This window comes from Bacillus cereus group sp. BfR-BA-01408 (assembly GCF_022663305.1).
Taxonomy (GTDB): domain Bacteria; phylum Bacillota; class Bacilli; order Bacillales; family Bacillaceae_G; genus Bacillus_A; species Bacillus_A pacificus.
The window spans coordinates 1-23835 of sequence record NZ_JAKUFF010000023.1 but is presented as its reverse complement, the minus strand read 5'-3'; the positions used below and the strand labels follow the sequence as shown (position 1 = coordinate 23835).

The window sequence follows — 23835 nt, the reverse complement described above, 5'->3', positions numbered from 1 at the left end:
AATTGTAACGCTTTCTTCTGAAAAAATCGACAATTTTTCGAATTCACCTTTTCTCCGTTATTTGTTATAGTTATATTTGTATGATTTTTGAAATTGGAGGAATGGAACCTTGGAACGTGAACTCGCACTAGAAATTGTCCGTGTAACAGAAGCAGCAGCATTAGCATCCGCACAGTGGATGGGCCGCGGAAAGAAAAACGAAGCAGATGATGCAGCAACTACAGCAATGCGTGATATGTTCGATTCAGTAAACATGGCAGGTACAGTTGTAATTGGTGAAGGAGAACTTGATGAAGCACCGATGTTATATATTGGTGAAGAACTAGGAACAGGTAACGGTCCAGAAGTAGATATCGCCGTTGACCCATTAGAAGGTACAAACATCGTTGCAAAAGGTCTTGCAAATGCAATGGCAGTTATCGCAATCGCAGATAAAGGAAACCTTCTTCATGCTCCTGATATGTACATGGAAAAAATCGCGGTTGGTCCAAAAGCAGCTGGTAAAATTAGCTTAGATGATCCAATTGAAAAAACAATTGAAATTGTAGCAGAAGCTAACAATAAAAAGATTCGCGATCTAACAGTTATCGTTCAAGAACGTGAACGTCATCAAGATATTATTGATCGTGTTCGTGCAAAAGGTGCACGCGTAAAATTATTTGGTGATGGTGATGTTGGTGCGTCAATCGCAACAGCACTACCTGGAACAGGTATCGACTTATTCGTAGGTATCGGCGGAGCTCCAGAAGGTGTTATTTCTGCAGCAGCATTAAAATGCCTTGAAGGTGAAATGCAAGCTCGCTTAGTTCCAATGAACGAAGAAGAAGAAGCTCGTTGCCGTGAAATGGGATTAGAAGACCCTCGTCAACTTCTAATGCTAGAAGACTTAGTATCTGGTGATGACGCAATCTTCTCAGCAACTGGTGTATCTGCTGGTGAATTATTAGACGGCGTAAAATTCCTAGGCGGAGATTTAGCTGAAACATACTCTATCGTAATGCGTTACAAAACAAGAACAGTACGATTCATTAAAACGCATCACCATTTAGATCATAAGCCACACTTAAACTTAGATATTTAATAAAAGGAGCCATGTGTATGGAAGAACGTTTCTTTCTGTACGACGACACTGTCGCTACAAAAACTCGTTTCGTAAGCTTTATGGGAGAAAATGAGCGTCACGATTTAGCGCTATTATACTCCGATCGTCATTACGGTAAAACAATTGTCCTTGATATGCAGCGTAATAAATTCGCAATCATCGGCGCTGACGATTTAAACGAACCAGGCTACTTAGAGCACGCATTTTCTATGACTGAAGAAATTGCAGAAGAACTACGCTCATTTTTATTTGAACTTATATAATTTATTTTAGGCACCAGCTTTTTAGCTGGTGTTTTTTATCATAAGAATTTTCAATTTTCAATCTTCTGTGTTATAATGAAAAATAAATCTATTTGGATAGAAAGGACGTTATCTACGTATGCCAATAACTACTTTGTAATGGACCAGCAATTGGATAGCATTACTCTCAAAAAAGCACCATGCTTTTTCAAGGGAGTAGTCTGCCCATTCCCATTACAAAGGAACGTATTGCATCTGTAGTATGATGTTTACGGAGGTTCCTCTTTGGGGAACCTCCTTTTATTTTTGTCTTTTCCTCATGTCTTCATACTACAAGACATCCAAATAGCTGTATTACGTTTCTTTGCCACTACTATAAGAGGTGAAGGAAAATGCAGAAAGTACAACTTTCTTGGAGTTTATATGAAAACGAACAAAACACAATCGAAAAGTATTGTAAAAATTGCAGACGCACTACCCTATTTACCGACACAAATATTCGTAGGCATAATGCCAACGGAAAAAATATATATCGTTTTGCTATTTATAAATGCCCGAAAGATCATACGTGGAATCAAAAACTTCGTATTTATAAATCATTTACTGATCATGTGGAAACAGTCGATATGCCTCAGCAAGATCAAACGGAAACAACTACTACCATTTCCATTACACAGCATAAAGAAAGTGGCATAGCCGAAATCACAATTGTATTAGACCTCGTTTTCGGTTCCCACCGGATGGATAAAACTTTATCCACATATATTTCCGACTGGAGCCGTACACGCATTGTGAATAAAATTAAAAACGGTGATATTCAATTGAACGGACAACAAATGAAACCAAATACAATACTTTCTGAAGGCGATCGTATCTCGATTTGTTTATAATGCAAAAAATCCTCTTACAATCGTAAGAGGATTTTTTTATTTCTTCACTTTTCGTAATACGAAATGTGCACAACCGAAGTTGCAGTACTCGTATAAATACTCCGATAACGTACTAATTTTCGTATCATATGTCGCACGCTGGTTACTATCATCAAAGAAGCCGCGCAATCTAAGTTGCTCATAACCCCAGTCCCCAACGATGTAATCATATTTATTTAAAATTTCTGCATAGCGCTCTTTAAATGCTTCTTCACTAAAACCGTCACGAAAGTTTTTAATTACTTCGTACTGCACATTATTAATGCTCACCGTAGCATGAATCTCTTGCTTTTGCTCCATCATTAACTTCCTCTCTAAGCATTCTTCTTTTTATCGTATCACAAAGCATACCAACCAACAATTTCAAATACAAAAAATTGAAAATTAGTGCATGCTATGGAGAAGGAGGTGATACATCGTGAAAAAACAAATTATCCTTTCTCTTCTCACTCTTTCCTTATTTGCAGGCTGCCAATCAACGAATAAAGCCGAAATGGAACGTGAAGAAGGAAGTCGTGTTCTTGTTTCCAATAAAAACGACATGTATCATACGGAAAATACAAATACACGGCTTACAAGAGTCGGTTATTCATCTAAACAAAAGCATGAAGTGTCTAACAAACAAGTAGGAGCCATTAACCGTGAGAAAGTCGCTGAAATGATTACAAGCATGACAGTCAAACTTCCTGACGTTACAAACGCTGCTACGCTCGTTACCGATGATGAAGTATTTGTTGTATACCGTGCAAACACAACAGATCCAAAACTCGTAGCGGATCAAGTATATCGAGCTGCTTTGTCCATCGTCCCTCGCTATTATAAAGCATATGTATCAACAGACCAAAAGTTGATTTCTCAAATTCAAGGCCTTCAATCTGGTGCCTTAAATGATACAGAATATACACAGAGCCTCGATATGTTAAAACGTGAAATGAGTAAAAATCCTCATTTGAACAATACGGGGGATCAGACTTTGAATGATATGATAAAAAAATAAAGAAGGTGGAGAAAACCTCCATCTTCTTTATTTTTTTACTATTTCTTACGATTTGCGTAAACCTCCATCGCATCACACATAAACTGAGCTAATCCTTCACCAAACTTATCGATATTTTTCGTAAAGCGCTCATCAGCGACGTACATTTGACCAAGTCCTTTAAAAGCATCTAATGAATATTCACCGAAGTTTTGCAAGTAATTGTACCATACTCCAATTGCTTCTTGTGCCTCTTTAGAATCTGGTGCACCATGTCTAAGCGCCGCTAAGTTTCTATAAATCGTATTAAACTCTTCTTGATTGTCTTTTGACATACCTTTCGCATATTCATTCGCTTTATCTACAGCTGCGTCTCCCCATCTTTCACGCGCTTCTTCTTCGTACGGATTATGGCTGAAATCGAAGCCTTCAAATTTCTCTTTGTTCGTCATTTCAATCTCTCCTTTTGTATGCTGAATTGTCTTATCAATCGTCGCAATCACTTTATCTAACCGAGCACGCTTTTCAAGAAGCATTTTTTTATGAAGCTGCAGTGCCTCTTTCCGGTCAAATGATGGACTCATGATAATGTCTTTAATTTTCTTCAAAGGGAAGCCTAGTTCTTTAAAAAATAAAATTTGCTGCAACGTCTCTAAATTTTCATTGGAATACAAACGATATCCAGACTCTGTCGTCTCGTCTGGGGTTAACAACCCAATTTCATCGTAATGATGCAGTGTGCGCACACTAATTCCAACTAAACTAGCTACTTCTTTTACCTTCATTGTCATGTGTATCTCCCCCTTAATACATACGATAAAGTATGACGCAACGTTAGAGTCAATAAGTAAATTCATTTTATCTTAAAAAGTTTCATCTCTCCTATATTTCATGCATAATAGATATGTACATATATTAGAAAGCGGTGAAAGTATGGTTTCAAATACTGTAATTGCCAGCATCATCTTTCAACTCATTGTCTCGATTCTGGTCCCAATTATTGTACTCGTTTATTTCCGTAAAAAATATAATATAAATTGGAAAGTGGTCGGCGTTGGTGTTCTTATCTTTATCGGATTTACCCAAATTCTCGAAACACCATTCCACCTATTTATGCGCGGTAATCCAGCAATCGCTCCAATTTTAGAAAATCCATTTGTCTTCGCACTCTATGGCGGACTCACTGCTGGTATTTTTGAAGAATTAGGACGCTTCGTTGCCTTCTTCTTCCTACTAAAAAAATATCAAGAATATAAAGATGGCTTTGCTTACGGAATAGGTCACGGCGGGATAGAATCCATTTTAGTTGGCGGATTCTCTGCATTCCAAGCACTTATATTTGCGAATTCAATTAACAACGGTAGCTTCGCCCAGATGGTCGAAAAAATGCCAGAACTAAGCCGCCTACAAGACATGTTAATTCAGCAACCTGCCTACTTATACTTCCTTGGTAGCTTAGAAAGAATTATGGCACTCGTGCTGCAAATCGCCTTTACAATGCTTGTCTTATACGCAGTGAAGCAGAAGAAATATATCTTCCTTGTGTACGCTATACTATTCCACGCACTTGTAGACTTCTTCGCGGCACTTTACCAAACGAAAACAATTAACATCTTTGTTGCAGAAGGAATCACCCTTCTCTTCACAATTGGTGCTATCATTCTTATTCGTAAAATGAAAGAGAAATTAATGAGTGTGCCGGAATAAAAAATAACCCGCCAATTGGTGGGTTATTTTTTATAAGGATTATCATAGTGATGATAACTTTTGCCACTTTGCAGCTCCTTCTTTGTTTCTGCATCTATAACGATGTACTTGTGTAACTCTTCTACTTCATTTTGAGAAAAGGAAGCGAAAAAATAAACTTGGCGATCAGGGTGAATAAAAGAATCTTGAAGCACCACTTCACCCCGACAACCCGCGGCTGTTTTTTGTAGAAAAGAAAGTTCTTCATCGGGTACTTCTTTAAATAAAATCTTTTTTCGAACACTATACGCTGCATTATTGTATTCTTTATACATTTTCTTATCTAACTGTTCGTAAAACACATCTTCGCTCACAAATGGCTTATTTCGATTACTTGGATAACCTAACTTTTGATTGGACTGTGCATATGTTGTGGACATTTGCGTCAGAAAACACATCATGAGTACGATACATATCATTTTTTTCATACTGGCACCTCAATTTTCATTATCCACATTACTTTTCCACATATATAAATCACTATGCCGTTTCCAATAAAAAGGAATTTTTTTCGCATTTGTCGAAGTATATAGCGTCAACTTGAAAGATGGGGATGAATTATGAAGAAAATTATTGTAATACGACATTGTTCAGCAACTGGCCAAGAACGTGATGCCGAATTAACGACCGATGGAAAAAAACAAGCAAACACCCTTGCTACATTCCTCTTAGAAAACCAACTACAAATAGATCATATTATTTCAAGCCCATTTGTGCGAGCTATCGATTCTATTCGGCCCTATGCACTCCAAGCTAATTTGTCTATCCAAGAAGATGAACGATTAGCTGAACGCATATTAAGCGACGTTCCAATGGACGATTGGATGCAAAAACTAGAATCTACTTTTATAAATATAGATATTGCCTTTTCAGGCGGAGAGTCAACAAAACAAGCAACGGACCGTGCTATATCGATTATCGAAGACGTTTTAAAATTAAACCATACTACAATATTACTCGTTACACATGGAAACTTACTTACGCTCATTTTAAAGCACTTTGATCATACGATCGGCTTTCATGAATGGAAAGCTTTAACGAATCCTGATATGTACGAAATTACAATTGATGAACAATGTAGCCTAAAACGATTATGGAAAGCACCGTCCAAGTAATATCTCTTTCCAACACATTCAGTTGACGCCACGAGAAGAAACTGTACTAATAATAGAAAGGGGTATCACTCCATATGTACGAAGATGTACTTGCTTTACTACATAAAACAAATGTTTCTTATGAAAAGTTTGAACATGAACCGGTACTCGATTATGAGACAGATCGGATCGTACGCGAGAGGCTTGGCTTACAAGGCACTCCAAGTAAAAGCTTATTTTTAAAATCAAAGGCTGGAGATTATTACGTATTTTTCACGTTAGAGGGCACAAGGCTTAACCGCGGAGAGATGAAAGAACTAACGGGAGAACGCTTATCTCTCTGTTCTCCTGATGAACTGCGAGACAAAACTGGTTGTACGCCGGGATGTGTAGCTCCTTTCGGGTATTCACACGATGTAACAATTATTGTGGATAACGCTATTTATACGTACGATAAAATTTTAATTACACCTGGTGTACCTGAATTTACAATTGAATTATCCACAGAAGAATTAAAAAAGATTTTATTAACATGTTCAAATACTGTTTTGGAGTACAAACAAAAAGAGAGCTAATCATTAGCTCCCTTTTTTCATTATTTTGCTTCTGCTGTGTTTTCTTTTGCAGAACGAACTTGCTCGTCCGCATGGTAAGAAGAACGCACAAGTGGGCCAGCTTCACAGTGGCTAAAGCCTTTGCTAAGTGCAATTTCTTTTAGCTCTGCAAATTCTGCTGGTGGGTAATATTTAAGAACTGGTAAATGCTTCTTAGATGGTTGTAGGTATTGTCCAAGAGTTAAAATATCCACATTGTTTGCACGTAAGTCATCCATTGCTTCAATTAAATCTTCTCTCGTTTCACCTAAGCCCACCATAATGCTCGATTTAGTTGGAATATCAGGCTGCATTTCTTTTGCTCGACGTAAAAACTCTAATGAACGATCATATTTTGCTCTAGCGCGAACTCGGTCAGATAATCGACGTACTGTTTCAATGTTATGGTTTAAAATATCTGGTTTTGCATCCATTAACATTTTTAAGTTTTCTTCTACTCCACCCATATCAGATGGTAATACTTCGATTGACGTAAATGGATTTTTACGACGTACAGCGCGTACTGTTTCAGCAAAAACAGCTGCTCCACCATCTTTTAAATCATCACGTGCAACCGCTGTTATAACAACGTGCTTTAAGCCCATTTGTACTACAGAATCTGCTACGCGTTCTGGCTCTTGTAAATCAAGCTCAGTTGGTAAGCCTGTTTTAACCGCACAAAAACGACAAGCACGTGTACAAACCGCACCTAAAATCATAAATGTTGCTGTTTTTCTTACAGCCCAGCATTCATGAATATTCGGACATTTTGCTTCCTCACAAACTGTATGAAGATTTTTAGAACGCATCATTTTCTTTAAGCCTGTATAGTTTTCATTCGTGTTTAACTTAATTTTCAACCATTCGGGCTTGCGCTTATATTCTGTTTGTTTTGTCATGGTTATCAACTCCGCACAATATGAAATAGTTTACCGTGTTCGCTTCTTTCAATGTAACATATCTATTCTAACGTATGAAAGCGATTTGCTCAAATGAAGATTCTAAGATTTTTTCCAATCGTTCCCTATAATGAAATACTCCGTATATCCCACACTAAAAAGAGTGATGATGTGAAAGGAGTCTATTTCATGCTTCGAAAAATTTCTCTTTTGCTTTCGATTTGCTTTCTTCTCCACCAAAACATCGCTTACGGTGAAGATAATCAGCAAAGCATATACGAAAAGCGCATGGCACTATATAAAGAAACCGAGCAATCTTCAGGCATTCCGTGGTATTACTTAGCTGCAATGGATCAATACGAAAGAAATATACGGAGCGTAAGAAAAGATATTCCGAAAAAACCAGATGCCATCATTTCCCTTTATTTCAAACCAGAAATATGGGCTGGACCTGTTAATGGTAACGACACTCTCCCCCATACAATTGCTCTATTTGGCGGGTTAGGTTTAGATGGTGACAAAGATGGATTTGCAAATGCAAATAACGACCGTGATCTTTTGCATACAGCAGCAACGATTTTAAAGAAACAAGGAACGTCAGAAGAACGTATTAAAATCATGCTCTGGGAATATTATAGACGTGCGAAAACAGTTGAATTAATTACCGAATACGCCCAAATTTATAAACATTATGGACGTATTAATTTAGAAGGAAATGCGTTTCCTCTCCCTATTCGCAGTGACCATAGCTACCGTAGTACATTCGGCGCTGGAAGAAGCTTTGGAGGAAGAAGAGTTCATGAAGGAACTGATATTTTTGCAGGCTATGGCGTACCAGTAAGATCCACTTGCTATGGCATTATTGAAACAAAAGGCTGGAACCGCCTTGGCGGATGGCGCATCGGCATTCGCGACCTTCATAATAATTACCATTATTACGCTCATTTAGGCGGATTCTCAAAAGAAATACAGCTTGGGCAAATTGTCGAGCCTGGAAAAGTAATCGGATTTGTTGGTAGCACCGGTTACGGACCTCCCGGCACAGCTGGAAAATTCCCGCCCCACCTACATTTCGGCATGTATAAAGACAATGGTTATACAGAATGGGCTTTCGATCCATACATGCATTTAAGTCTTTGGGAGCGAAAAGAACGCGCGAATACAAAACGATAACCGTAGCACATTGCTACGGTTATTTTTTATATTCGACTAACTATCCGTTTTCTTTTTATCAGGTACAGCAACACTTCCGCTTCCATAATACGTAGGCACTTCCCCTTGAACGATACGCGTCGCAATCGGAACATCTTGTTTTACTTTTATTTCTTTCGTATGAAATGGAATAATGACTTGCAACGTCACTTCCATCTCCATAATAATTTGAATCGCTGTCGTATTGATTCCGTGCGGCTCAATTTTTTGTTTAATATCCGTATTCACATGACCAATCGTTGTGAAATCAATTGGAATGTCGGGTCCGATATTTCCAAGAAGTGCATTATTTGTTACACGGCCAAACGGAACTGCCATCGTTGCCCCATTTTTTTCAGAAATACCTAGCCCCTTCAAATTCCCTTGTTCTACTTGCTGTAAATATTTTTCTATGTATGTGGTCGTTGACGTTACGATTTCATTTACTTGCTTCGTATTTAAATTAATTGTAGACACTTTACCGTTTTTATCATTTTGTACTTTCATTAATGAATCGACATCGAATCCCTCATCGATCCTATCTTTTACCGCCTTCGTCATAACCGCTGTCGCCATTTTATGTGTCTCTACTTCTCCATATTTCATTAATGTCGGCTGAATGCTGCTATTCACAATCCATAATCCTTGCACGAGTAATATAATAAAAAGAATAAACGACATAAGCAGTATGTGCCGAAAGGAAATAGGTCCCCTTCGAAACCGCGAATTTTTCGAACGAAATATACTCATACAAAACCCTCCTTCTTATATCATTTCTATGCAAGAAGGAGGGACGATATATGCTTATCTCATTTTTAATAATGCTTCTTTTCCGATTGTGCCAGCCGTAATACCTAACGCTTCGGCTTCAATCGTTACTGATTCTAGCGGTGCTTCAAGAAGTTGTTCAATCGTTCTTACACCAACCGCGCGGCCAGCAATAATACCTCGATCCCCTAACTTCTCATTTAAAAGACCTACATCTAATGCACCGCACATAATATATCCTTTATCGCTCATTACAGCTAGCAAATTTGTCTTTGGAAGTTTGACGCTAACCGCAATAAACGTATAATTATCGATTATAATTGGCTCCACATTAACCATAGTTCACACTCCTCTCTTTCTTATCTGTATGACAAGAGAAAAATGAGTGTTACAAGTTAACTAGCCTATAGTTTGACGGAAGATGTATAAGTTATTAACATGTCTGTTAACACATCTCTAAGTAGTTCTGGCATATAATATTGTTTGTCAGAAAGTGTGGATAGCTCTGGGTATAAGTAGCCGAATGTAAACATATCAATCGTTCCTACTGTATATATACGATCTAACTCAAGCGATTCTCCGTTAATCAATACATCTTCGAGTAAAATTTTATTCCCAGGAATCGTATCTGGAATGACTTCTACACCAGCGTAAATCATTTTTCCCATTACTTTCCCGCGGAATCCGAATCCTTTTACCTCAAGGTTCTCCATATTCGGGCGACGTGCTTTCAAGATCACTTCTCGTAACGTTTTCCCAGGCACTTTCAATAAACATGGATTAATGGGATGTGGACAAATTCTGTGAATATCTCCGCGCGTCACAACGCCTTCTTCTAATCCTTCAAGAAGTACACCAGCGTTCACCATGCCAATCTCTGCACCACACCAGTTTTTCAGCGCATTTGCTAACATGTGCGAAAATGCTGTCTCATGAAACCAATTAACCGGTAATGATTCCTTTAAATGAACGACAGGCTCTTCCATAATATGTTCACTTTCTTCCTGCAGCGCTTCAATTGTGGATAACGGTTTGCTATAAGCACCTAAACGTTCAGTTTTAATCGCTCTACCATCCTTTTTCAACAACTTCTTCGTCTCTTTATCCACAGTAAGTTGAACGTGCCCAACGTAACGTCCCCACTTCTCACAACAGCATAGTAACGTATTATTCATAAGAACACCACGCTCAAATAAATGATGCGTATGTGCCCCTAAAATAACATCTATATCATAATGCTCCGCCATATGCTCATCCATGCTTTTTCCAAGGTGAGAAAGGACAACCGTTATATGAGCCTCACCTCTCACTTCTTCTAAAATAGACTCTAAATGCTCGATTGGATCTTCAATATGCCAATCTAACATTTGATAAAACTCTGGATACGCAACCGTTAATCCGATAAAAGCAATCGTAATCCCATCTGTCGTTGTATGTAATTTATAAGGCTTTGCCCACTCTGGACGTACCCCTTCTTTTTCAAATAAATTCGCGACAAGCACCTCAAATCCAGCATCATCATATAAACGATTCAAATGCTCCTTCGCTAACGTAATTCCTTCATTGTTTCCGATCGTTACATAATCATATAACGCCTCATTTAAAAGCTTCGTATTGCCAAGCCCATTCGTCGCTTCCGAAATACTATGAAAACGATCCACATGATCGCCGATATCTACAGTCAAAACGGTCTCTCCCGCTTCCTGCCTTCGCTTTTTCTCTCCTTGTACAAACCGAGAAATTTGCGGCCAATTTTCAAAATGACTATGTATATCGTTTGTATGATAAAGGTGGATAATTGTTTCTTTATTTATATTCAGAGAAAAAACCTCCTCTCAGTTCCTTACTGCCATTTACGCTATGCGCACGCAATAATCCTGTAAATACTTTTCGTCTTTTCTTGCTATTTTACATTGTACTCGCATTGTGAGAAAAAGCAAAAGATTGCCCTTTTCATATGAAAAACTTTCTTTTTTAATTGTTGGGTTAGTTGGTAGAACGTGGGGGGGATTTGTCAGAAAGTTTGTTGAGTGTTTTACGAGGTGTTTGGTGGATTTCCTTGTGGGGGGCCTTGTGGGGGTTTGTCAATATCTTAGCCTCAACTACTTCCATTCGGCCACTTCATGCATATCATCTAAATATTGAGAGGTATACGCCCGCTCTGCTATGTCGTAATTTGTTGATAAGTCGATATTCCTTGTCGAATCGTCGATATATTGAAATAATCGCTGATATATTCGGAGTTATCGTCGATATATTTGAAAAATCGCTGATATATTTAGCCAGAAACCCACCTGGGTATCTCGGCTAACCCCACCCCAAGCCAAGCTCACACAATAAAAAAAGCGCCCTGCACAGCAGGGCGCTTTCTTCATACATATATTAACCGATAGAACCTTCCATCTCAAACTTGATTAGGCGGTTCATTTCAACTGCGTATTCCATTGGAAGTTCGCGAGTGAATGGCTCGATGAAGCCCATTACGATCATTTCTGTAGCTTCTTGCTCAGAAATACCGCGGCTCATTAGGTAGAATAATTGTTCTTCTGATACTTTCGATACTTTCGCTTCGTGCTCAAGTGAAACGTAATCGTTTTTGATTTCGTTGTAAGGAATTGTATCAGATGTAGATTGATTATCCATGATTAACGTGTCACATTCGATGTTAGAGCGAGAGTTTTTCGCTTTTGGTCCGAAGTGTACGATACCACGGTAAGTTACTTTACCACCATGCTTCGCAATCGATTTAGAAACGATTGTTGAAGACGTGTTTGGTGCTAAGTGAATCATTTTTGCACCAGCATCTTGGTGTTGGCCTTTACCAGCAATCGCGATAGATAATGTTAAACCACGAGCGCCTTCGCCTTTTAAGATAACTGCTGGGTATTTCATCGTTAATTTAGATCCGATGTTACCGTCAATCCATTCCATCGTTGCGTTTTCTTCACAAACCGCACGTTTTGTAACTAGGTTGTATACGTTGTTCGCCCAGTTTTGGATTGTTGTATAACGGCAATATGCATCTTTCTTAATGATGATTTCTACTACCGCACTGTGAAGTGAGTTAGTCGTGTAAACAGGTGCTGTACAACCTTCTACGTAGTGTACGTGTGCGCCTTCGTCTACGATGATAAGCGTACGCTCGAATTGTCCCATATTTTCAGAGTTAATACGGAAATACGCTTGAAGTGGTGTATCAACTTTCACACCTTTTGGAACGTAGATGAATGATCCACCAGACCAAACTGCAGAGTTTAATGCTGCGAATTTGTTGTCTGTTGGTGGGATTACTTTTCCGAAATGCTCACGGAAAATATCTTCGTTCTCTTTTAATGCGCTATCTGTATCTTTGAAGACGATTCCTAGAGCTTCTAGGTCTTCTTTCATGTTGTGGTATACAACTTCAGATTCGTACTGTGCAGATACACCAGCTAAATATTTTTGCTCAGCTTCTGGAATACCTAATTTATCAAATGTCGCTTTAATTTCATCAGGTACTTCATCCCAAGACTTCTCAGATTTCTCAGATGGTTTTACGTAGTACGTAATTTCATCGAAATCTAAGTCGTTTAAGTCGCCGCCCCATTGTGGCATTGGCATTTCATAGAACTTATCCAGTGATTTTAAACGGAAGTCTAACATCCACTGTGGTTCTTCTTTCATACGTGAAATCTCTTCAACGATCTCTTTTGTTAAACCGCGTCCAGCACGGAAAATCGAAACGTCTTTGTCTTTGAAACCATATTTATAATCGCCGATATCTGGCAGTTGCTTCGCCATGTTGGTGTGTCCCTCCTTAGATAACCTCGTTTTTAGGAACCTTTAACATTACTTATCTTCGTTTAAGCCCTTTTCTAACGCTTTCCACGCTAATGTTGCACATTTAATACGTGCAGGGAACTTGCATACGCCTTGTAATGCTTCAATATCTCCTAAATCGATGCTGTCATCGTACTCTTTTCCTAGCATCATGTCAGAGAAAATTTTAGAAAGCTGAAGCGCCTCTTCAATTTTCTTACCTTTTACTGCTTGTGTCATCATGGAAGCTGAAGACATTGAGATAGAACATCCTTCTCCTTCAAACTTCGCTTCTTGCACAATACCTTCTTCTACTTTCATCGTAAGTTGAATACGATCGCCACAAGTTGGATTGTTCAAGTTAACTGTAACACTATCTTCTAGCACGCCATGGTTACGAGGATTTTTGTAATGATCCATAATAACTTGACGATATAACGTATCTAAATTATTAAATGACATTTGTGAAATACTCCTTTGTCTTGATTAGCGATTCAACAAATGTATCAATTTCTTCTTTTGTATTATATAAATAGAAGCTCGCACGTGCTGTTGAAGAAGCTTTCAGCCACTTCATAAGCGGTTGTGCACAGTGGTGTCCTGCGCGAACTGCAATACCTTCTACATCTAATACAGTCGCTACATCGTGAGGATGTACGTCTTCAATATTAAATGTAACAAGACCAGCGCGATGCTTTGGACCATAAATTGTAACGCCATCTACTTCTGATAGTCTTTCTAAAGCGTATTGCGCTAATTCATGCTCATGCTTTTCAATATTATCAAGACCGATTTCTTCTAGGAAATCAATTGCCGCACCAAGTCCGATTGCATTACCGATAATCGGTGTACCTGCTTCAAACTTCCACGGAAGCTCTTTCCAAGTAGATTCTTGTAAATCTACGAAATCAATCATCTCACCGCCAAATTCAATTGGCTCCATATTGTTTAGCAATTCTTTCTTACCATATAATACGCCGATACCTGTAGGTCCGCACATCTTATGAGCAGATAATGCGTAGAAATCACAGTTTAAATCTTGTACATCTACTTTCATATGAGGTGTACTTTGTGCACCGTCAACGACCATAATTGCGCCATTTTCATGTGCGATTGCTCCAATTTCTTTTACAGGGTTAATCGTTCCAAGTACATTAGAAACATACATGATAGAAACGATTTTTGTATTCGGTGTAATTGTTTGACGAGCATCTTCTATTGAAATTGTCCCATCTGGTTGAAGCGGAAGATATTTTAAAGTTGCACCAGTTTTCTTCGCAACTTGTTGCCACGGAATGATGTTACTATGGTGCTCCATGTAAGAAATAACGATTTCATCGCCTTCTTTTACATTTTCAAGACCATAGCTAGCCGCTACTGTATTTAATGCAGTTGTCGTTCCGCGCGTGAAAATAATCTCTTCCATTGATTTCGCATTAATAAACTTGCGAACTTTCTCGCGTGCACCTTCATACGCGTCGGTAGCTTTCGTACCGAGCGTATGAACACCGCGATGCACGTTAGAATTGTATTCTTTATAGTAACGTTCTAACGTTTCAATGACTTGAATTGGTTTTTGAGAAGTTGCTGCACTATCGAAATAAACAAGTTGTTTGCCGTTCACTTTTTGATCAAGAATTGGAAACTGTTTGCGTATTTCATGAATATTCATTAGCGAACTTTCCTTTCAATTACCTCAACAAGCTGTGCTTTTACTCCTTCAATTGGAAGCTCATTAACTACAGGTGCTAAGAATCCATGGATGACTAAACGTTCTGCTTCGCGTTTTGGAATACCACGGCTCATTAAGTAGTATAGTTGAGTTGGATCTACGCGACCTACTGAAGCTGCGTGACCTGCCATAACATCATCTTCGTCAATTAAAAGAATTGGGTTTGCATCACCGCGTGCTTTCTCATCTAACATAAGAACGCGAGAAGATTGTTGTGCATTTGACTTAGATGCACCGTGTTCAATCTTACCAATTCCGTTAAAGATAGATGTTGCACTATCTTTCTGTACACCGTGTTTTAAAATCCAACCTTCAGAATGTTTACCGAAGTGAACAACTTTAGTTGTAAAGTTTTGTGTTTGGTTACCACGGCCAATTGTTACTGTTTTCGTATCAGCATATGAACCGTCGCCCATTAAGTTTGTAACGTTCTCTGAAATTGTGTTTCCGTCATTCATAAGGCCTAGAGCCCAATCAACGCGGCCGTCGCGTCCAACAATACCGCGGCGGTTAACGTAAGTTGTTACGTCTTTTGCTAATAGATCAACCGCACCGAATTTCACTTGTGCGCCTTGTTCCACGATTACTTCTGCTACGATATTTGCAATACCTTTAGCATTTTCATTTGCAACGTAGTTTTCTACATAAGTTGCAGTACTGTTCGCATCAGCTACGAATAATACGTGGTTATATACGTTAGCTTCTTCGCCGTCTACTAAGAATACAGCTTGAAGTGGAGTTTCAAGAACAACGTTTTTCGGAACATATACGAATGCACCACCGTTGATTAATGCAGCATGAAGTGCAGTTAGACGATGCTCGTCTACCTTCACGCCGTCTTTCATTAAGTACTTTTGTACTAGTTCAGCATGCTCTGTTGCAGCTGTTACGATGTCTGTGAAAATAACACCTTTTTCTTTTGCTTCGTCTGCTAAAGAAACGAATGCAGTTGTACCAGTACGTTGCACTAATACGCTGTTATTTTCATCGATTAAGTTTTTCACTGCTTCTGGAAGCTCTGTTAAAGAACTTACAGGCTCTTGCTTAGCAGCGTCGCCTTTTCCGATAAAGTCCCATTTGTCAATTTTCGTTTTATCAGGAGTTGGCATTGGAAGTTCAGTTGCTTGTGCAAGAGCTTGTAAGCGGAACTCAGTCAACCAAGCTGCTTCGTTTACTTCGCTTGCGCGTTGACGGATTGTTTCTTGATCGAAAGGTAATGTACCGATTGTCATGTTTATGCTCCTCTCTTACGCTTCTTGCTCTGTTGTTTCGTCTTCAATACCTAATTCTTTTTTAATCCAGTCGTAACCTTCAGCTTCTAGACGTTGTGCAAGCTCAGGGCCACCAGATTTAACGATACGACCGTTCATCATAACGTGAACGAAGTCTGGAGTGATGTAGTTTAATAAACGTTGGTAATGCGTAATCATTAGGCAACCGAAGTCTTCGCCGCGCATTTCGTTAATACCTTTAGATACAACTTTTAATGCATCGATATCAAGACCTGAGTCAATTTCGTCTAAGATTGCGATTTTTGGCTCAATCATCATTAATTGAAGAATTTCGTTACGTTTTTTCTCACCGCCAGAGAAACCTTCGTTTAAGTAACGTTGTGCCATTTCTGGATCCATTTCTAGGAATTCCATGTTTTTATCTAATTTACGGATAAATTTCATAAGAGAAATTTCATCGCCTTCTTCACGACGTGCGTTAATTGCAGAACGTAAGAAGTCAGCGTTTGTTACTCCGCTAATTTCACTTGGATATTGCATTGCTAGGAATAGACCTGCTTGCGCGCGCTCGTCTACTTCCATTTCTAATACATCTTCACCGTCGATGATGATGCTACCTTCTGTTACTTCATATTTTGGGTGACCCATAATTGCAGAAGATAAAGTTGATTTACCTGTTCCGTTAGGTCCCATAATTGCGTGGATTTCTCCACCTTTTACTTCAAGGTTTACACCTTTTAAAATTTCTTTGCCATCAATTGATACGTGTAAGTCTTTAACCGTTAATGTAGAACCAGCCATCTCAATACCTCCATTAATCCTATATATACATTTTAAAAATTCCTAAAACGTTCATATTCTCATTTTATTCTCATTCTAATTTTATATCAAATAAAATGATATCGCAAACGATGAAAAAAAGTAACAATTTTTTCACAAATGTATATAAGTATTTCACTTGCATCCTTATATGATACACCTTTCTTCTTATTTATATAAAGAAAAAAGGACTGGTAAATTTCCAGCCCTTTCCTTATATCTATTCACTTACCGGAAGTACAGCACCTTTATATTCTTTATTAATAAAATCTTGAATTTCTTTTGAATGCAGCACTTCTACTAGCTCCTTAATTTCTTTTTTCTTCTCGTCACCTTTACGAACTGCAATAATATTTGCATACGGAGAGTCTGATCCTTCAATCGCAATCGCATCCTTTGTTGGATTTAATTTTGCATCAATTGCATAGTTTGAATTAATAAATAATGCATCACCTTCATTATTTTCATATAACTTCGGTGAAAGACCAGGCTCTACATCTGTTTTAAACTTTAAGTTTTTCGGATTTTCTACAACATCTTTTACTGTTGCTTTCACAACATCTACTCCGTCTTTTAATTTAATAACGCCGCCTTTTTGTAACAGCGCTAGCATACGGCCACGCTCCGCTACGTTATTACTCATAATCACTGTCCCGCCATCTGGTAAGTCTTTTAAGCTTTTATATTTCTTAGAATAAATGCCCATTGGCTCTAAATGAATTTTCCCTGCGTTTACAATTTTATATCCTTTTTCTTGAATTTCTTTATCTAAGTAAGGAATGTGCTGGAAGTAGTTTGCATCAATTTCCTTATCCGCTAACGCTTTATTCGGCAGCACATAATCTTGGAATTTTTTAATTTCTAATTTAATACCCTTTTTCTCTAATATTGGCTGTGCCTTTTCTAAAATAACAGCGTGCGGTACGTTAGAAGCTCCCACAACAAGCTTATTCTCCTCTTTTCCTCCGCAAGCAGCTAATGTAACTACAGACAGCGCTGTAACAACTGACAATAGAATCTTTTTCATATGATGTCCCCTTCTCCCGTATAATTATGTAGTTATAAAAAGGGCTGGCATACACCAGCTCTTTTACAGCAATTATTCTTTTACAGGAACAACTGCCCCTTTATATTCTTTATTAATGAAATCTTCAATTTCTTTAGAATGTAATACTTCTACAAGAGCTTTAATCTCTTTCTTATCTTTATCGCCTTTACGAACAGCTACTACGTTTGCGTATGGTGAATCATTACTTTCAATTGCAATTGCATCTTTTTCTGGGTTTAACTTCGCATCAATTGCATAGTTCGAGTTAATTAGAACCGCGTCGCCTTCTTTATTGTTATACACTTGTGGCAATAAACCAGGCTCAATATCTGTTTTGAATTTCAAGTTTTTCGGGTTATCCGCAATATCTTTTGGAGTTGCTTTAACTGGATCTACTCCGTCTTTAATTTTTAAAATACCTTCTTTTTGTAAAATTGCTAAACCACGTCCATGGTCAGCAACTGAATTACTCATAATAATTGTCGCTCCGTCTGGAAGTTCTTTTAAGCTCTTATATTTTTGAGAATATACACCAATCGGTTCTAAATGAATTTTTCCTGCTACTTCAAAATCATATTTTTTATCTTTCATTTCTTTTTCTAAATACGGAATGTGCTGGAAGTAGTTTGCATCTAAATCCTTATCTGCTAGCGATTTATTTGGTAATACGTAGTCTTGGAATTTTTTCACTTCTAACTCAATTCCTTTTTTCTCTAATAAAGGTTTAGCCTTTTCTAAAATAACCGCATGCGGCACGTTAGAAGCCCCCACAACTAGTTTCTTTTCATCTTTATCTTTCCCGCCACAAGCAGCTAACCCAAAAATTGAAGTTGAAATCAGTGCTGTCAGTAATAGTTTTTTCATTTGAAACATCCTCCCGTTTTTTATTATCGTTTATCTATTCGAGTCGTTACACGATCACCAATCCACTGAATGAAAAATACAACTAGTAATACACAAATTGTCGCAACGATTGTTACGTCGTTATTTCCTCGTTGGAATCCTTCTAAATAAGCAAGTGTTCCAAGACCACCAGCACCAACAACTCCCGCCATTGCTGTATAGCCCACTAAAGCAATTGTCGTAACCGTAATACCAGATACTAACGCTGGTAACGATTCTGGAATTAACACTTTCAAAATAATTGTGCTTGTTTTTGCTCCCATCGCTTTTGAAGCTTCAATTACACCTTTATCAATTTCGCGAAGTGCAATTTCAACCATTCTTGCATAAAATGGTGCCGCTCCAATAATTAAAGCTGGAAGTGCTGCACTCGCTCCAAGAATTGTTCCAAGCAAAATCTTTGTGAATGGAATTAATAAAATGATTAAAATAATGAACGGTATCGAGCGGAAAATGTTTACGAAAGCTCCAATCGCTGTGTTAACCGCTTTGTTTTCCCATAAATTATCTTTCGCTGTCATAAAGAGTAACAATCCTAAAATGAGTCCTAAAACAAATGTGGCAAGAGCGGCGATTGCCGTCATATATAACGTTTCACCAGTTGCTTCCAACATTTGATTCCAATCAACATTTGTGAGTAACTTATCCATGTGCAATCACCTCCAGCTCTACTTGATCTTGATGTATTCCCTCTATTGCTTGCTGAATCGCTGTTTCCTCACCATTTAAATGAACAACTAAACTACCGTAAGAGCCGTTATTCGTTTGTGCGATATTTCCTTGCAAAATGCTAACTTCTATATCACTGCGTTGCATTAATCTTTGAAGTACTGGTCTTTCTACCGCTTCACCGATAAACTGCAAACGAACTACTTTTCCATCTGGATATTTTTCAATTAAACTTTCAATCGTTTCATTTGTATCTTCAGAATCTGTTAACTGCTGTACAAATCGTTTCGTAATGTCTTGCTGCGGATTACGGAACACATCAAGTACTGGACCTGTTTCTACAATCTTCCCTTTTTCCATTACTGCAACACGATTACAAATCTTTCGAATTACGTGCATCTCATGTGTAATGAGTACAATCGTTAAACCGAGACGTTTATTAATATCTAATAATAGATCTAAAATTTGATCTGTCGTTTCTGGATCAAGAGCTGACGTTGCTTCATCACATAAAAGTACTTGCGGATTGTTAGCTAACGCTCTCGCAATACCAACACGTTGCTTTTGTCCTCCGCTCAGCTGAGATGGGTACGCGTCTCCTCTTCCTTCTAATCCAACAAGATGGATTAACTCATCCACGCGTTTTCTTCTCTTCGCCTTATCAACACCTGCAATTTCAAGTGGGAACTCAATATTTTCACGTACAGTTCGTGACCAAAGTAAGTTGAAGTGTTGAAAAATCATTCCGATTTCTTGCCTTGCCTTACGAAGTTCGCTTCCTGTAATCGCTGAAATCACGCGATTTGCAATTGTAATTTGGCCTGAAGTTGGTTTCTCCAACTGATTGAATAATCGAATTAAAGAACTTTTTCCAGCGCCACTATATCCGATAACACCAAATATCTCACCTTTCTCTATTTTTAAATTGGCATTATCTACAGCAGTGACATCACCGCTTTTTGCTTTATATATTTTCTTTACATTCTCTAATAGAATCATGGTGTATCACCCCTTTTTTGTTTGGATCGACTCCGCAATTTTTTATGTTTAATGCGTGTAGTCCACCGTTATCACTACTTTTATTATTTGAATGTCCTCCACATTCAAACAACAAAAAAACCTTTCTGCCTTAGAGAAGCAGAAAGGTTTATGTGCGTATATAACAACATTATCCCTCTCTCTCATCTCTCAAAGCATTTGCTTTGCAGGAATTGGCACCATTTCAACATAAAGTTGACGGTTGCCGGGCTTCACAGGGCACAGTCCCTCCACCTCTCTTGATAAGAGAAATCAGATTACATTTTCGTCTGATTTGTAATTTATGAAATTATCTATATTTTATGAATTGAATTGTATCAATATCCACACACCATGTCAACAGAAATTTTCGCAAAAAATGAAACTTCAGAATTTTAAGCACCTACTGACATCGGTTTACATATATGAAACATCGATTCAACTAATAGCATCGTTCGATACGTTCCCGAATATTGTACACGTCCATCGTTCATTAACATTTGCAATCGTACATTGCCGTTCACCAATTCTTTTACATCTTCTTCATCTACACACACAATTTGCTCTGTTCCTCTTTCTTCTTTTAACAGCTCTATATAATCTCTTGAAATTTGTAACGAACAACTTTCATCTCCAAAGCGGAAATTAACAGTTTTTTCTCCTTGTCTTAAAAGCGGTTCTAAATGATATTGACCATTAGCGTAATTTACAAATGATTGCAGCAAAGAATATAATTTCACTCTAAATCACATCCTTCATATCACTTTCTATTACACATACCATTCCCTCTCACTAAAGAGCAATCCTGTTATTTTCGCTCGACAAATACTGTAACCACCCTGCATCTCGACATATTTCCCGAGAAATATGTCGAGGCGGCAAAAACTTTGCCGCCTACTTTAATTCCGTATATAAATATTCAACCGAATGAAATGCGTATATCTTCTTCATCAGTGTCCCATTTTCAAAAACAAGTAAACAAGGTACACTTTCGATCCCATACTCTTTCGCGAAATGCGGAGCATAATTTAAATCTAACATTCCAATTTTCAAACCTTCAATTGTCATCTCAACGACAGTTAACATCTTTTTTGCTAATTGGCATGTTCCACACATTGGAGTATATACATATAACACTGTTTTTTCTTCATTCTCTATTAGAGCTGTAGCTTCGGCTCCTGTCCAGTCAATCACTTCTATCATTCCTTACCGTAAATATTCTGTATAAACGTCAATGTCAGCTCCCCATAATACATTTGCTAAGTGTGAAGATGGCGCAGTTGCCACTTCTCGGTACGAGCGATCAATATAAATATGCTCTGCTTGCGGGAATTCTTTTCGAAATTGTTTCCTTAACTTTTCTCCAGCATCATCAGCATCCACTAGTACATACACTTCCTTATCAAAAAACTGATCAACGAGCTCATCCATTTTCGACAAACCAATTGTACCATTTGTACAAACAATTTCCACCGGTTCCCGAATAATAGATTCAATCTTTCTTCTATCTGATGTACCTTCTACAATAATGACTTTTTCTACATAAACCATATGTCATCACCCGATCACCATATACTATACAACCTTTAACTTAGTATATAGTATATTCGTTATTTTCATGTTGTTTCCTGTTTATTTTTGCAAAAGAAAAGCGCAAGCGGCTCGTTCAGATTGCGAGGGGGATGGAGCTTCTGACGTAAAGGCGCTTTTTGCCTTGCAAGAAGAAGCGAAAACAGCTAGAACTATATAAAGCTTAAAACAAAAAAGTTTTTCCAAAAAACGTTCTCCCACACGATAATTAGTATATGATTCTACGTTCATTATTTTACATAAAATAAAAAAGGACAGCACAAAGGCTGTCCTTCAGTCGACTATAATTAGTCTTGGTTTGTCATTTCTGCATATTTTTCAGCAGTTAATAACTTCTCAACTTGGCTTGCATCAGAAAGTTCAACTTTAACCATCCATGCACCCTCGTATGGAGATTCGTTAACAAGTTCTGGTTGGTCACTTAATTCTTCGTTTACTGCTACAACTTTACCGCTTACAGGTGCGTATAATTCAGAAACTGTTTTAACAGATTCTACGCTTCCGAATGGCTCGTCAGCTTCGATTGTTGCACCTACTTCTGGAAGTTCAACGAATACGATATCGCCTAGCTCACTTTGTGCAAAGTGAGTAATACCGATAACAACTTCATTACCTTCAGTTTTTACCCATTCGTGTTCTTCAGAGTAACGTAAATTATTTGGAATGCTCATGACTGTACCTCCAGTGAATGTATTAATTATGTAAAAATACCTTATTGGTACTTTTTCCACACACTTTCAAACTGCTCTTCGTTAAAACCAAGTGTTACCTTCGTTCCATCTGTTACAATTGGACGTTTAATCAACATGCCATCAGATGCTAAAAGCTCGTACATTTCGTCTTCACTTGCATCTTTTAACTTATCTTTCAGACCAAGTTCACGGTAACGCATTCCACTTGTATTAAAGAATTTTTTTAATGGTAATTCACTTTTTTCATGTAAATTACGTAAATCTTCTTTTGATGGTGGATTTTCAACAATATGAATCATCTCATATGCTACATCGTTTGCCTCAAACCATTTCTTTGCTTTTTGACATGTGCCACACTTTGGATATGAATAAAATGTTACTGTCATAAATTCACCTACTTTTTTACTAACCTTTACCTTTATCATATAGAAAACGTTTTATTATTTCAAACGATTATTCGCTAAACTTTTACTTATTTCGTGATAATTTTTAATAATCCTGCAAATTTTTCTTATTTTTCCGCCATTTGTTAAGGAAAAATAAATATATAAATTTTTTTTAGATTCTTCTCTTATCACTCGCCGAACATATATCTTAAACAAACGTTTGATTAACTCCCCTTTTTTCTTTGTTAACCCTTGAGCTGTATCGCTTTCTTCCTACCGAACATACTTCTTAAACAAACGTTTGATTAATTCCCCTTTTTTCTTTGTTAACCCTTGAGCTGTATCGCTTTCTTCCTACCGAACATACTTCTTAAACAAACGTTTGATTAATTCCCCTTTTTTCTTTGTT

29 protein-coding genes and 1 riboswitch are annotated in these 23835 nt (G+C 37.8%); of the genes, 8 read left to right on the top strand and 21 right to left on the bottom strand.

Annotated features, from left to right (window positions below; all coding sequences use genetic code 11):
* Positions 1 to 109 precede the first annotated feature (109 nt).
* The 3 genes from glpX (at position 110) to MR083_RS12330 (ending at position 2234) form a co-directional block, all read left to right on the top strand.
* Complete coding sequence (glpX, locus tag MR083_RS12340; protein WP_000439091.1) at positions 110 to 1081, top strand: class II fructose-bisphosphatase; 972 nt, start codon at positions 110 to 112, stop codon at positions 1079 to 1081.
* Positions 1082 to 1098: 17 nt separating this feature from the next.
* Positions 1099 to 1365: a DUF3055 domain-containing protein gene (locus tag MR083_RS12335; RefSeq protein WP_000392606.1), complete on the top strand. Its 267-nt coding sequence runs from the start codon at positions 1099 to 1101 to the stop codon at positions 1363 to 1365.
* 371 nt (positions 1366 to 1736) lie between these two features.
* On the top strand, positions 1737 to 2234 hold the full coding sequence (locus MR083_RS12330) for a hypothetical protein (protein ID WP_001174570.1): 498 nt from the start codon (positions 1737 to 1739) through the stop codon (positions 2232 to 2234).
* A 36-nt stretch (positions 2235 to 2270) separates the two neighbouring features.
* On the opposite strand, the gene MR083_RS12325 is transcribed toward MR083_RS12330, so the two are convergent.
* On the bottom strand, positions 2271 to 2573 hold the full coding sequence (locus tag MR083_RS12325; RefSeq protein WP_000435941.1) for a YutD family protein: 303 nt from the start codon (positions 2571 to 2573) through the stop codon (positions 2271 to 2273).
* 118 nt (positions 2574 to 2691) lie between these two features.
* Between MR083_RS12325 and MR083_RS12320 the strand changes: the two genes are divergently transcribed.
* The gene (locus MR083_RS12320; protein ID WP_000744038.1) at positions 2692 to 3270 is read left to right on the top strand and encodes a YhcN/YlaJ family sporulation lipoprotein; all 579 of its coding nucleotides are present in this window, start codon (positions 2692 to 2694) and stop codon (positions 3268 to 3270) included.
* A gap of 38 nt (positions 3271 to 3308) precedes the next feature.
* On the opposite strand, the gene MR083_RS12315 is transcribed toward MR083_RS12320, so the two are convergent.
* Positions 3309 to 4040, bottom strand: coding sequence for a MerR family transcriptional regulator (locus tag MR083_RS12315; protein ID WP_000178117.1), 732 nt, complete (start codon positions 4038 to 4040; stop codon positions 3309 to 3311).
* 100 nt (positions 4041 to 4140) lie between these two features.
* On the opposite strand from MR083_RS12315, the gene MR083_RS12310 reads away from it, so the two are divergent.
* Entirely contained in the window at positions 4141 to 4956 is an 816-nt protein-coding gene (locus MR083_RS12310; protein ID WP_011040809.1) for a YhfC family intramembrane metalloprotease, read from the top strand.
* A gap of 23 nt (positions 4957 to 4979) precedes the next feature.
* On the opposite strand, the gene MR083_RS12305 is transcribed toward MR083_RS12310, so the two are convergent.
* Complete coding sequence (locus tag MR083_RS12305) at positions 4980 to 5423, bottom strand: hypothetical protein (protein WP_000738183.1); 444 nt, start codon at positions 5421 to 5423, stop codon at positions 4980 to 4982.
* 132 nt (positions 5424 to 5555) lie between these two features.
* Between MR083_RS12305 and MR083_RS12300 the strand changes: the two genes are divergently transcribed.
* Entirely contained in the window at positions 5556 to 6110 is a 555-nt protein-coding gene (locus MR083_RS12300; protein ID WP_000721033.1) for a histidine phosphatase family protein, read from the top strand.
* Positions 6111 to 6184: 74 nt separating this feature from the next.
* Positions 6185 to 6664, top strand: coding sequence for a YbaK/EbsC family protein (locus MR083_RS12295; RefSeq protein ID WP_000272744.1), 480 nt, complete (start codon positions 6185 to 6187; stop codon positions 6662 to 6664).
* Positions 6665 to 6684: 20 nt separating this feature from the next.
* Here the strand turns inward: MR083_RS12295 and lipA are convergent, their stop codons facing one another.
* Complete coding sequence (gene lipA, locus MR083_RS12290; protein WP_000166370.1) at positions 6685 to 7581, bottom strand: lipoyl synthase; 897 nt, start codon at positions 7579 to 7581, stop codon at positions 6685 to 6687.
* A gap of 189 nt (positions 7582 to 7770) precedes the next feature.
* Here lipA and MR083_RS12285 point away from each other — a divergent pair, with 189 nt between their 5' ends.
* Positions 7771 to 8754, top strand: coding sequence for a M23 family metallopeptidase (locus MR083_RS12285; protein WP_000944674.1), 984 nt, complete (start codon positions 7771 to 7773; stop codon positions 8752 to 8754).
* A gap of 36 nt (positions 8755 to 8790) precedes the next feature.
* Here MR083_RS12285 and yunB read toward each other — a convergent pair whose 3' ends face one another.
* The 17 genes from yunB to MR083_RS12200 all read right to left on the bottom strand — a co-directional run bounded on the left by yunB (position 8791) and on the right by MR083_RS12200 (position 23426).
* On the bottom strand, positions 8791 to 9522 hold the full coding sequence (gene yunB / locus MR083_RS12280; protein WP_011040810.1) for a sporulation protein YunB: 732 nt from the start codon (positions 9520 to 9522) through the stop codon (positions 8791 to 8793).
* Positions 9523 to 9576: 54 nt separating this feature from the next.
* Complete coding sequence (locus MR083_RS12275; RefSeq protein WP_000248463.1) at positions 9577 to 9879, bottom strand: YunC family protein; 303 nt, start codon at positions 9877 to 9879, stop codon at positions 9577 to 9579.
* Between the two features lie 65 nt (positions 9880 to 9944).
* Entirely contained in the window at positions 9945 to 11336 is a 1392-nt protein-coding gene (locus MR083_RS12270; protein WP_071713399.1) for a bifunctional metallophosphatase/5'-nucleotidase, read from the bottom strand.
* Between the two features lie 586 nt (positions 11337 to 11922).
* Positions 11923 to 13320: a Fe-S cluster assembly protein SufB gene (gene sufB, locus MR083_RS12265; RefSeq protein ID WP_001118823.1), complete on the bottom strand. Its 1398-nt coding sequence runs from the start codon at positions 13318 to 13320 to the stop codon at positions 11923 to 11925.
* A gap of 48 nt (positions 13321 to 13368) precedes the next feature.
* Positions 13369 to 13800: a Fe-S cluster assembly sulfur transfer protein SufU gene (sufU, locus tag MR083_RS12260; RefSeq protein WP_000009523.1), complete on the bottom strand. Its 432-nt coding sequence runs from the start codon at positions 13798 to 13800 to the stop codon at positions 13369 to 13371.
* Positions 13790 to 15010 (bottom strand): cysteine desulfurase SufS, encoded by a 1221-nt coding sequence (gene sufS, locus MR083_RS12255; RefSeq protein ID WP_001020761.1) that lies wholly within the window; start codon positions 15008 to 15010, stop codon positions 13790 to 13792. Before sufS ends, sufU begins: the two co-directional genes overlap by 11 nt.
* Positions 15010 to 16302, bottom strand: coding sequence for a Fe-S cluster assembly protein SufD (sufD, locus tag MR083_RS12250; RefSeq protein ID WP_000152165.1), 1293 nt, complete (start codon positions 16300 to 16302; stop codon positions 15010 to 15012). Before sufD ends, sufS begins: the two co-directional genes overlap by 1 nt.
* A 15-nt stretch (positions 16303 to 16317) precedes the next feature.
* Complete coding sequence (gene sufC, locus MR083_RS12245) at positions 16318 to 17103, bottom strand: Fe-S cluster assembly ATPase SufC (protein WP_000929157.1); 786 nt, start codon at positions 17101 to 17103, stop codon at positions 16318 to 16320.
* A gap of 238 nt (positions 17104 to 17341) precedes the next feature.
* Positions 17342 to 18148 (bottom strand): methionine ABC transporter substrate-binding lipoprotein MetQ, encoded by an 807-nt coding sequence (metQ, locus tag MR083_RS12240; RefSeq protein WP_242269378.1) that lies wholly within the window; start codon positions 18146 to 18148, stop codon positions 17342 to 17344.
* A gap of 72 nt (positions 18149 to 18220) precedes the next feature.
* Positions 18221 to 19033, bottom strand: a complete 813-nt coding sequence (gene metQ, locus MR083_RS12235; RefSeq protein WP_000735105.1) for a methionine ABC transporter substrate-binding lipoprotein MetQ — start codon at positions 19031 to 19033, stop codon at positions 18221 to 18223.
* Between the two features lie 23 nt (positions 19034 to 19056).
* A complete protein-coding gene (locus tag MR083_RS12230; protein WP_000359556.1) occupies positions 19057 to 19722 on the bottom strand; it encodes a methionine ABC transporter permease in 666 nt (221 codons plus the stop codon).
* Positions 19715 to 20740 (bottom strand): methionine ABC transporter ATP-binding protein, encoded by a 1026-nt coding sequence (locus MR083_RS12225; RefSeq protein WP_000601777.1) that lies wholly within the window; start codon positions 20738 to 20740, stop codon positions 19715 to 19717. The genes MR083_RS12230 and MR083_RS12225 overlap by 8 nt, the downstream gene beginning before the upstream one ends.
* Before the next feature lie 179 nt (positions 20741 to 20919).
* Positions 20920 to 21028, bottom strand: a riboswitch (SAM riboswitch).
* Positions 21029 to 21153: 125 nt separating this feature from the next.
* On the bottom strand, positions 21154 to 21498 hold the full coding sequence (locus MR083_RS12220) for a hypothetical protein (protein WP_000781222.1): 345 nt from the start codon (positions 21496 to 21498) through the stop codon (positions 21154 to 21156).
* 154 nt (positions 21499 to 21652) lie between these two features.
* Positions 21653 to 21961 (bottom strand): thioredoxin family protein, encoded by a 309-nt coding sequence (locus MR083_RS12215; protein WP_001974355.1) that lies wholly within the window; start codon positions 21959 to 21961, stop codon positions 21653 to 21655.
* Between the two features lie 3 nt (positions 21962 to 21964).
* Positions 21965 to 22309: a toprim domain-containing protein gene (locus tag MR083_RS12210; RefSeq protein ID WP_000263237.1), complete on the bottom strand. Its 345-nt coding sequence runs from the start codon at positions 22307 to 22309 to the stop codon at positions 21965 to 21967.
* Between the two features lie 326 nt (positions 22310 to 22635).
* The gene (gene gcvH / locus MR083_RS12205; protein ID WP_000026900.1) at positions 22636 to 23019 is read right to left on the bottom strand and encodes a glycine cleavage system protein GcvH; all 384 of its coding nucleotides are present in this window, start codon (positions 23017 to 23019) and stop codon (positions 22636 to 22638) included.
* Between the two features lie 41 nt (positions 23020 to 23060).
* Entirely contained in the window at positions 23061 to 23426 is a 366-nt protein-coding gene (locus MR083_RS12200; RefSeq protein ID WP_000218967.1) for an arsenate reductase family protein, read from the bottom strand.
* Between the last annotated feature and the right edge of the window lie 409 nt (positions 23427 to 23835).

Excerpts from the sequence above, each read along its gene's own strand:
- MR083_RS12335 (WP_000392606.1), top strand. The coding sequence starts at position 1,099 with ATGGAAGAACGTTTCTTTCTGTACGACGACACTGTCGCTACAAAAACT.
- MR083_RS12330 (WP_001174570.1), top strand. The coding sequence starts at position 1,737 with ATGCAGAAAGTACAACTTTCTTGGAGTTTATATGAAAACGAACAAAAC.
- MR083_RS12325 (WP_000435941.1), bottom strand. The coding sequence starts at position 2,573 with ATGGAGCAAAAGCAAGAGATTCATGCTACGGTGAGCATTAATAATGTG.
- MR083_RS12315 (WP_000178117.1), bottom strand. The coding sequence starts at position 4,040 with ATGACAATGAAGGTAAAAGAAGTAGCTAGTTTAGTTGGAATTAGTGTG.
- MR083_RS12310 (WP_011040809.1), top strand. The coding sequence starts at position 4,141 with ATGCATAATAGATATGTACATATATTAGAAAGCGGTGAAAGTATGGTT.
- MR083_RS12305 (WP_000738183.1), bottom strand. The coding sequence starts at position 5,423 with ATGAAAAAAATGATATGTATCGTACTCATGATGTGTTTTCTGACGCAA.
- MR083_RS12300 (WP_000721033.1), top strand. The coding sequence starts at position 5,556 with ATGAAGAAAATTATTGTAATACGACATTGTTCAGCAACTGGCCAAGAA.
- MR083_RS12295 (WP_000272744.1), top strand. The coding sequence starts at position 6,185 with ATGTACGAAGATGTACTTGCTTTACTACATAAAACAAATGTTTCTTAT.
- lipA (WP_000166370.1), bottom strand. The coding sequence starts at position 7,581 with ATGACAAAACAAACAGAATATAAGCGCAAGCCCGAATGGTTGAAAATT.
- MR083_RS12285 (WP_000944674.1), top strand. The coding sequence starts at position 7,771 with ATGCTTCGAAAAATTTCTCTTTTGCTTTCGATTTGCTTTCTTCTCCAC.
- yunB (WP_011040810.1), bottom strand. The coding sequence starts at position 9,522 with ATGAGTATATTTCGTTCGAAAAATTCGCGGTTTCGAAGGGGACCTATT.
- MR083_RS12275 (WP_000248463.1), bottom strand. The coding sequence starts at position 9,879 with ATGGTTAATGTGGAGCCAATTATAATCGATAATTATACGTTTATTGCG.
- sufB (WP_001118823.1), bottom strand. The coding sequence starts at position 13,320 with ATGGCGAAGCAACTGCCAGATATCGGCGATTATAAATATGGTTTCAAA.
- sufU (WP_000009523.1), bottom strand. The coding sequence starts at position 13,800 with ATGTCATTTAATAATTTAGATACGTTATATCGTCAAGTTATTATGGAT.
- sufS (WP_001020761.1), bottom strand. The coding sequence starts at position 15,010 with ATGAATATTCATGAAATACGCAAACAGTTTCCAATTCTTGATCAAAAA.
- sufD (WP_000152165.1), bottom strand. The coding sequence starts at position 16,302 with ATGACAATCGGTACATTACCTTTCGATCAAGAAACAATCCGTCAACGC.
- sufC (WP_000929157.1), bottom strand. The coding sequence starts at position 17,103 with ATGGCTGGTTCTACATTAACGGTTAAAGACTTACACGTATCAATTGAT.
- metQ (WP_242269378.1), bottom strand. The coding sequence starts at position 18,148 with ATGAAAAAGATTCTATTGTCAGTTGTTACAGCGCTGTCTGTAGTTACA.
- metQ (WP_000735105.1), bottom strand. The coding sequence starts at position 19,033 with ATGAAAAAACTATTACTGACAGCACTGATTTCAACTTCAATTTTTGGG.
- MR083_RS12230 (WP_000359556.1), bottom strand. The coding sequence starts at position 19,722 with ATGGATAAGTTACTCACAAATGTTGATTGGAATCAAATGTTGGAAGCA.
- MR083_RS12225 (WP_000601777.1), bottom strand. The coding sequence starts at position 20,740 with ATGATTCTATTAGAGAATGTAAAGAAAATATATAAAGCAAAAAGCGGT.
- MR083_RS12215 (WP_001974355.1), bottom strand. The coding sequence starts at position 21,961 with ATGATAGAAGTGATTGACTGGACAGGAGCCGAAGCTACAGCTCTAATA.
- MR083_RS12210 (WP_000263237.1), bottom strand. The coding sequence starts at position 22,309 with ATGGTTTATGTAGAAAAAGTCATTATTGTAGAAGGTACATCAGATAGA.
- gcvH (WP_000026900.1), bottom strand. The coding sequence starts at position 23,019 with ATGAGCATTCCAAATAATTTACGTTACTCTGAAGAACACGAATGGGTA.
- MR083_RS12200 (WP_000218967.1), bottom strand. The coding sequence starts at position 23,426 with ATGACAGTAACATTTTATTCATATCCAAAGTGTGGCACATGTCAAAAA.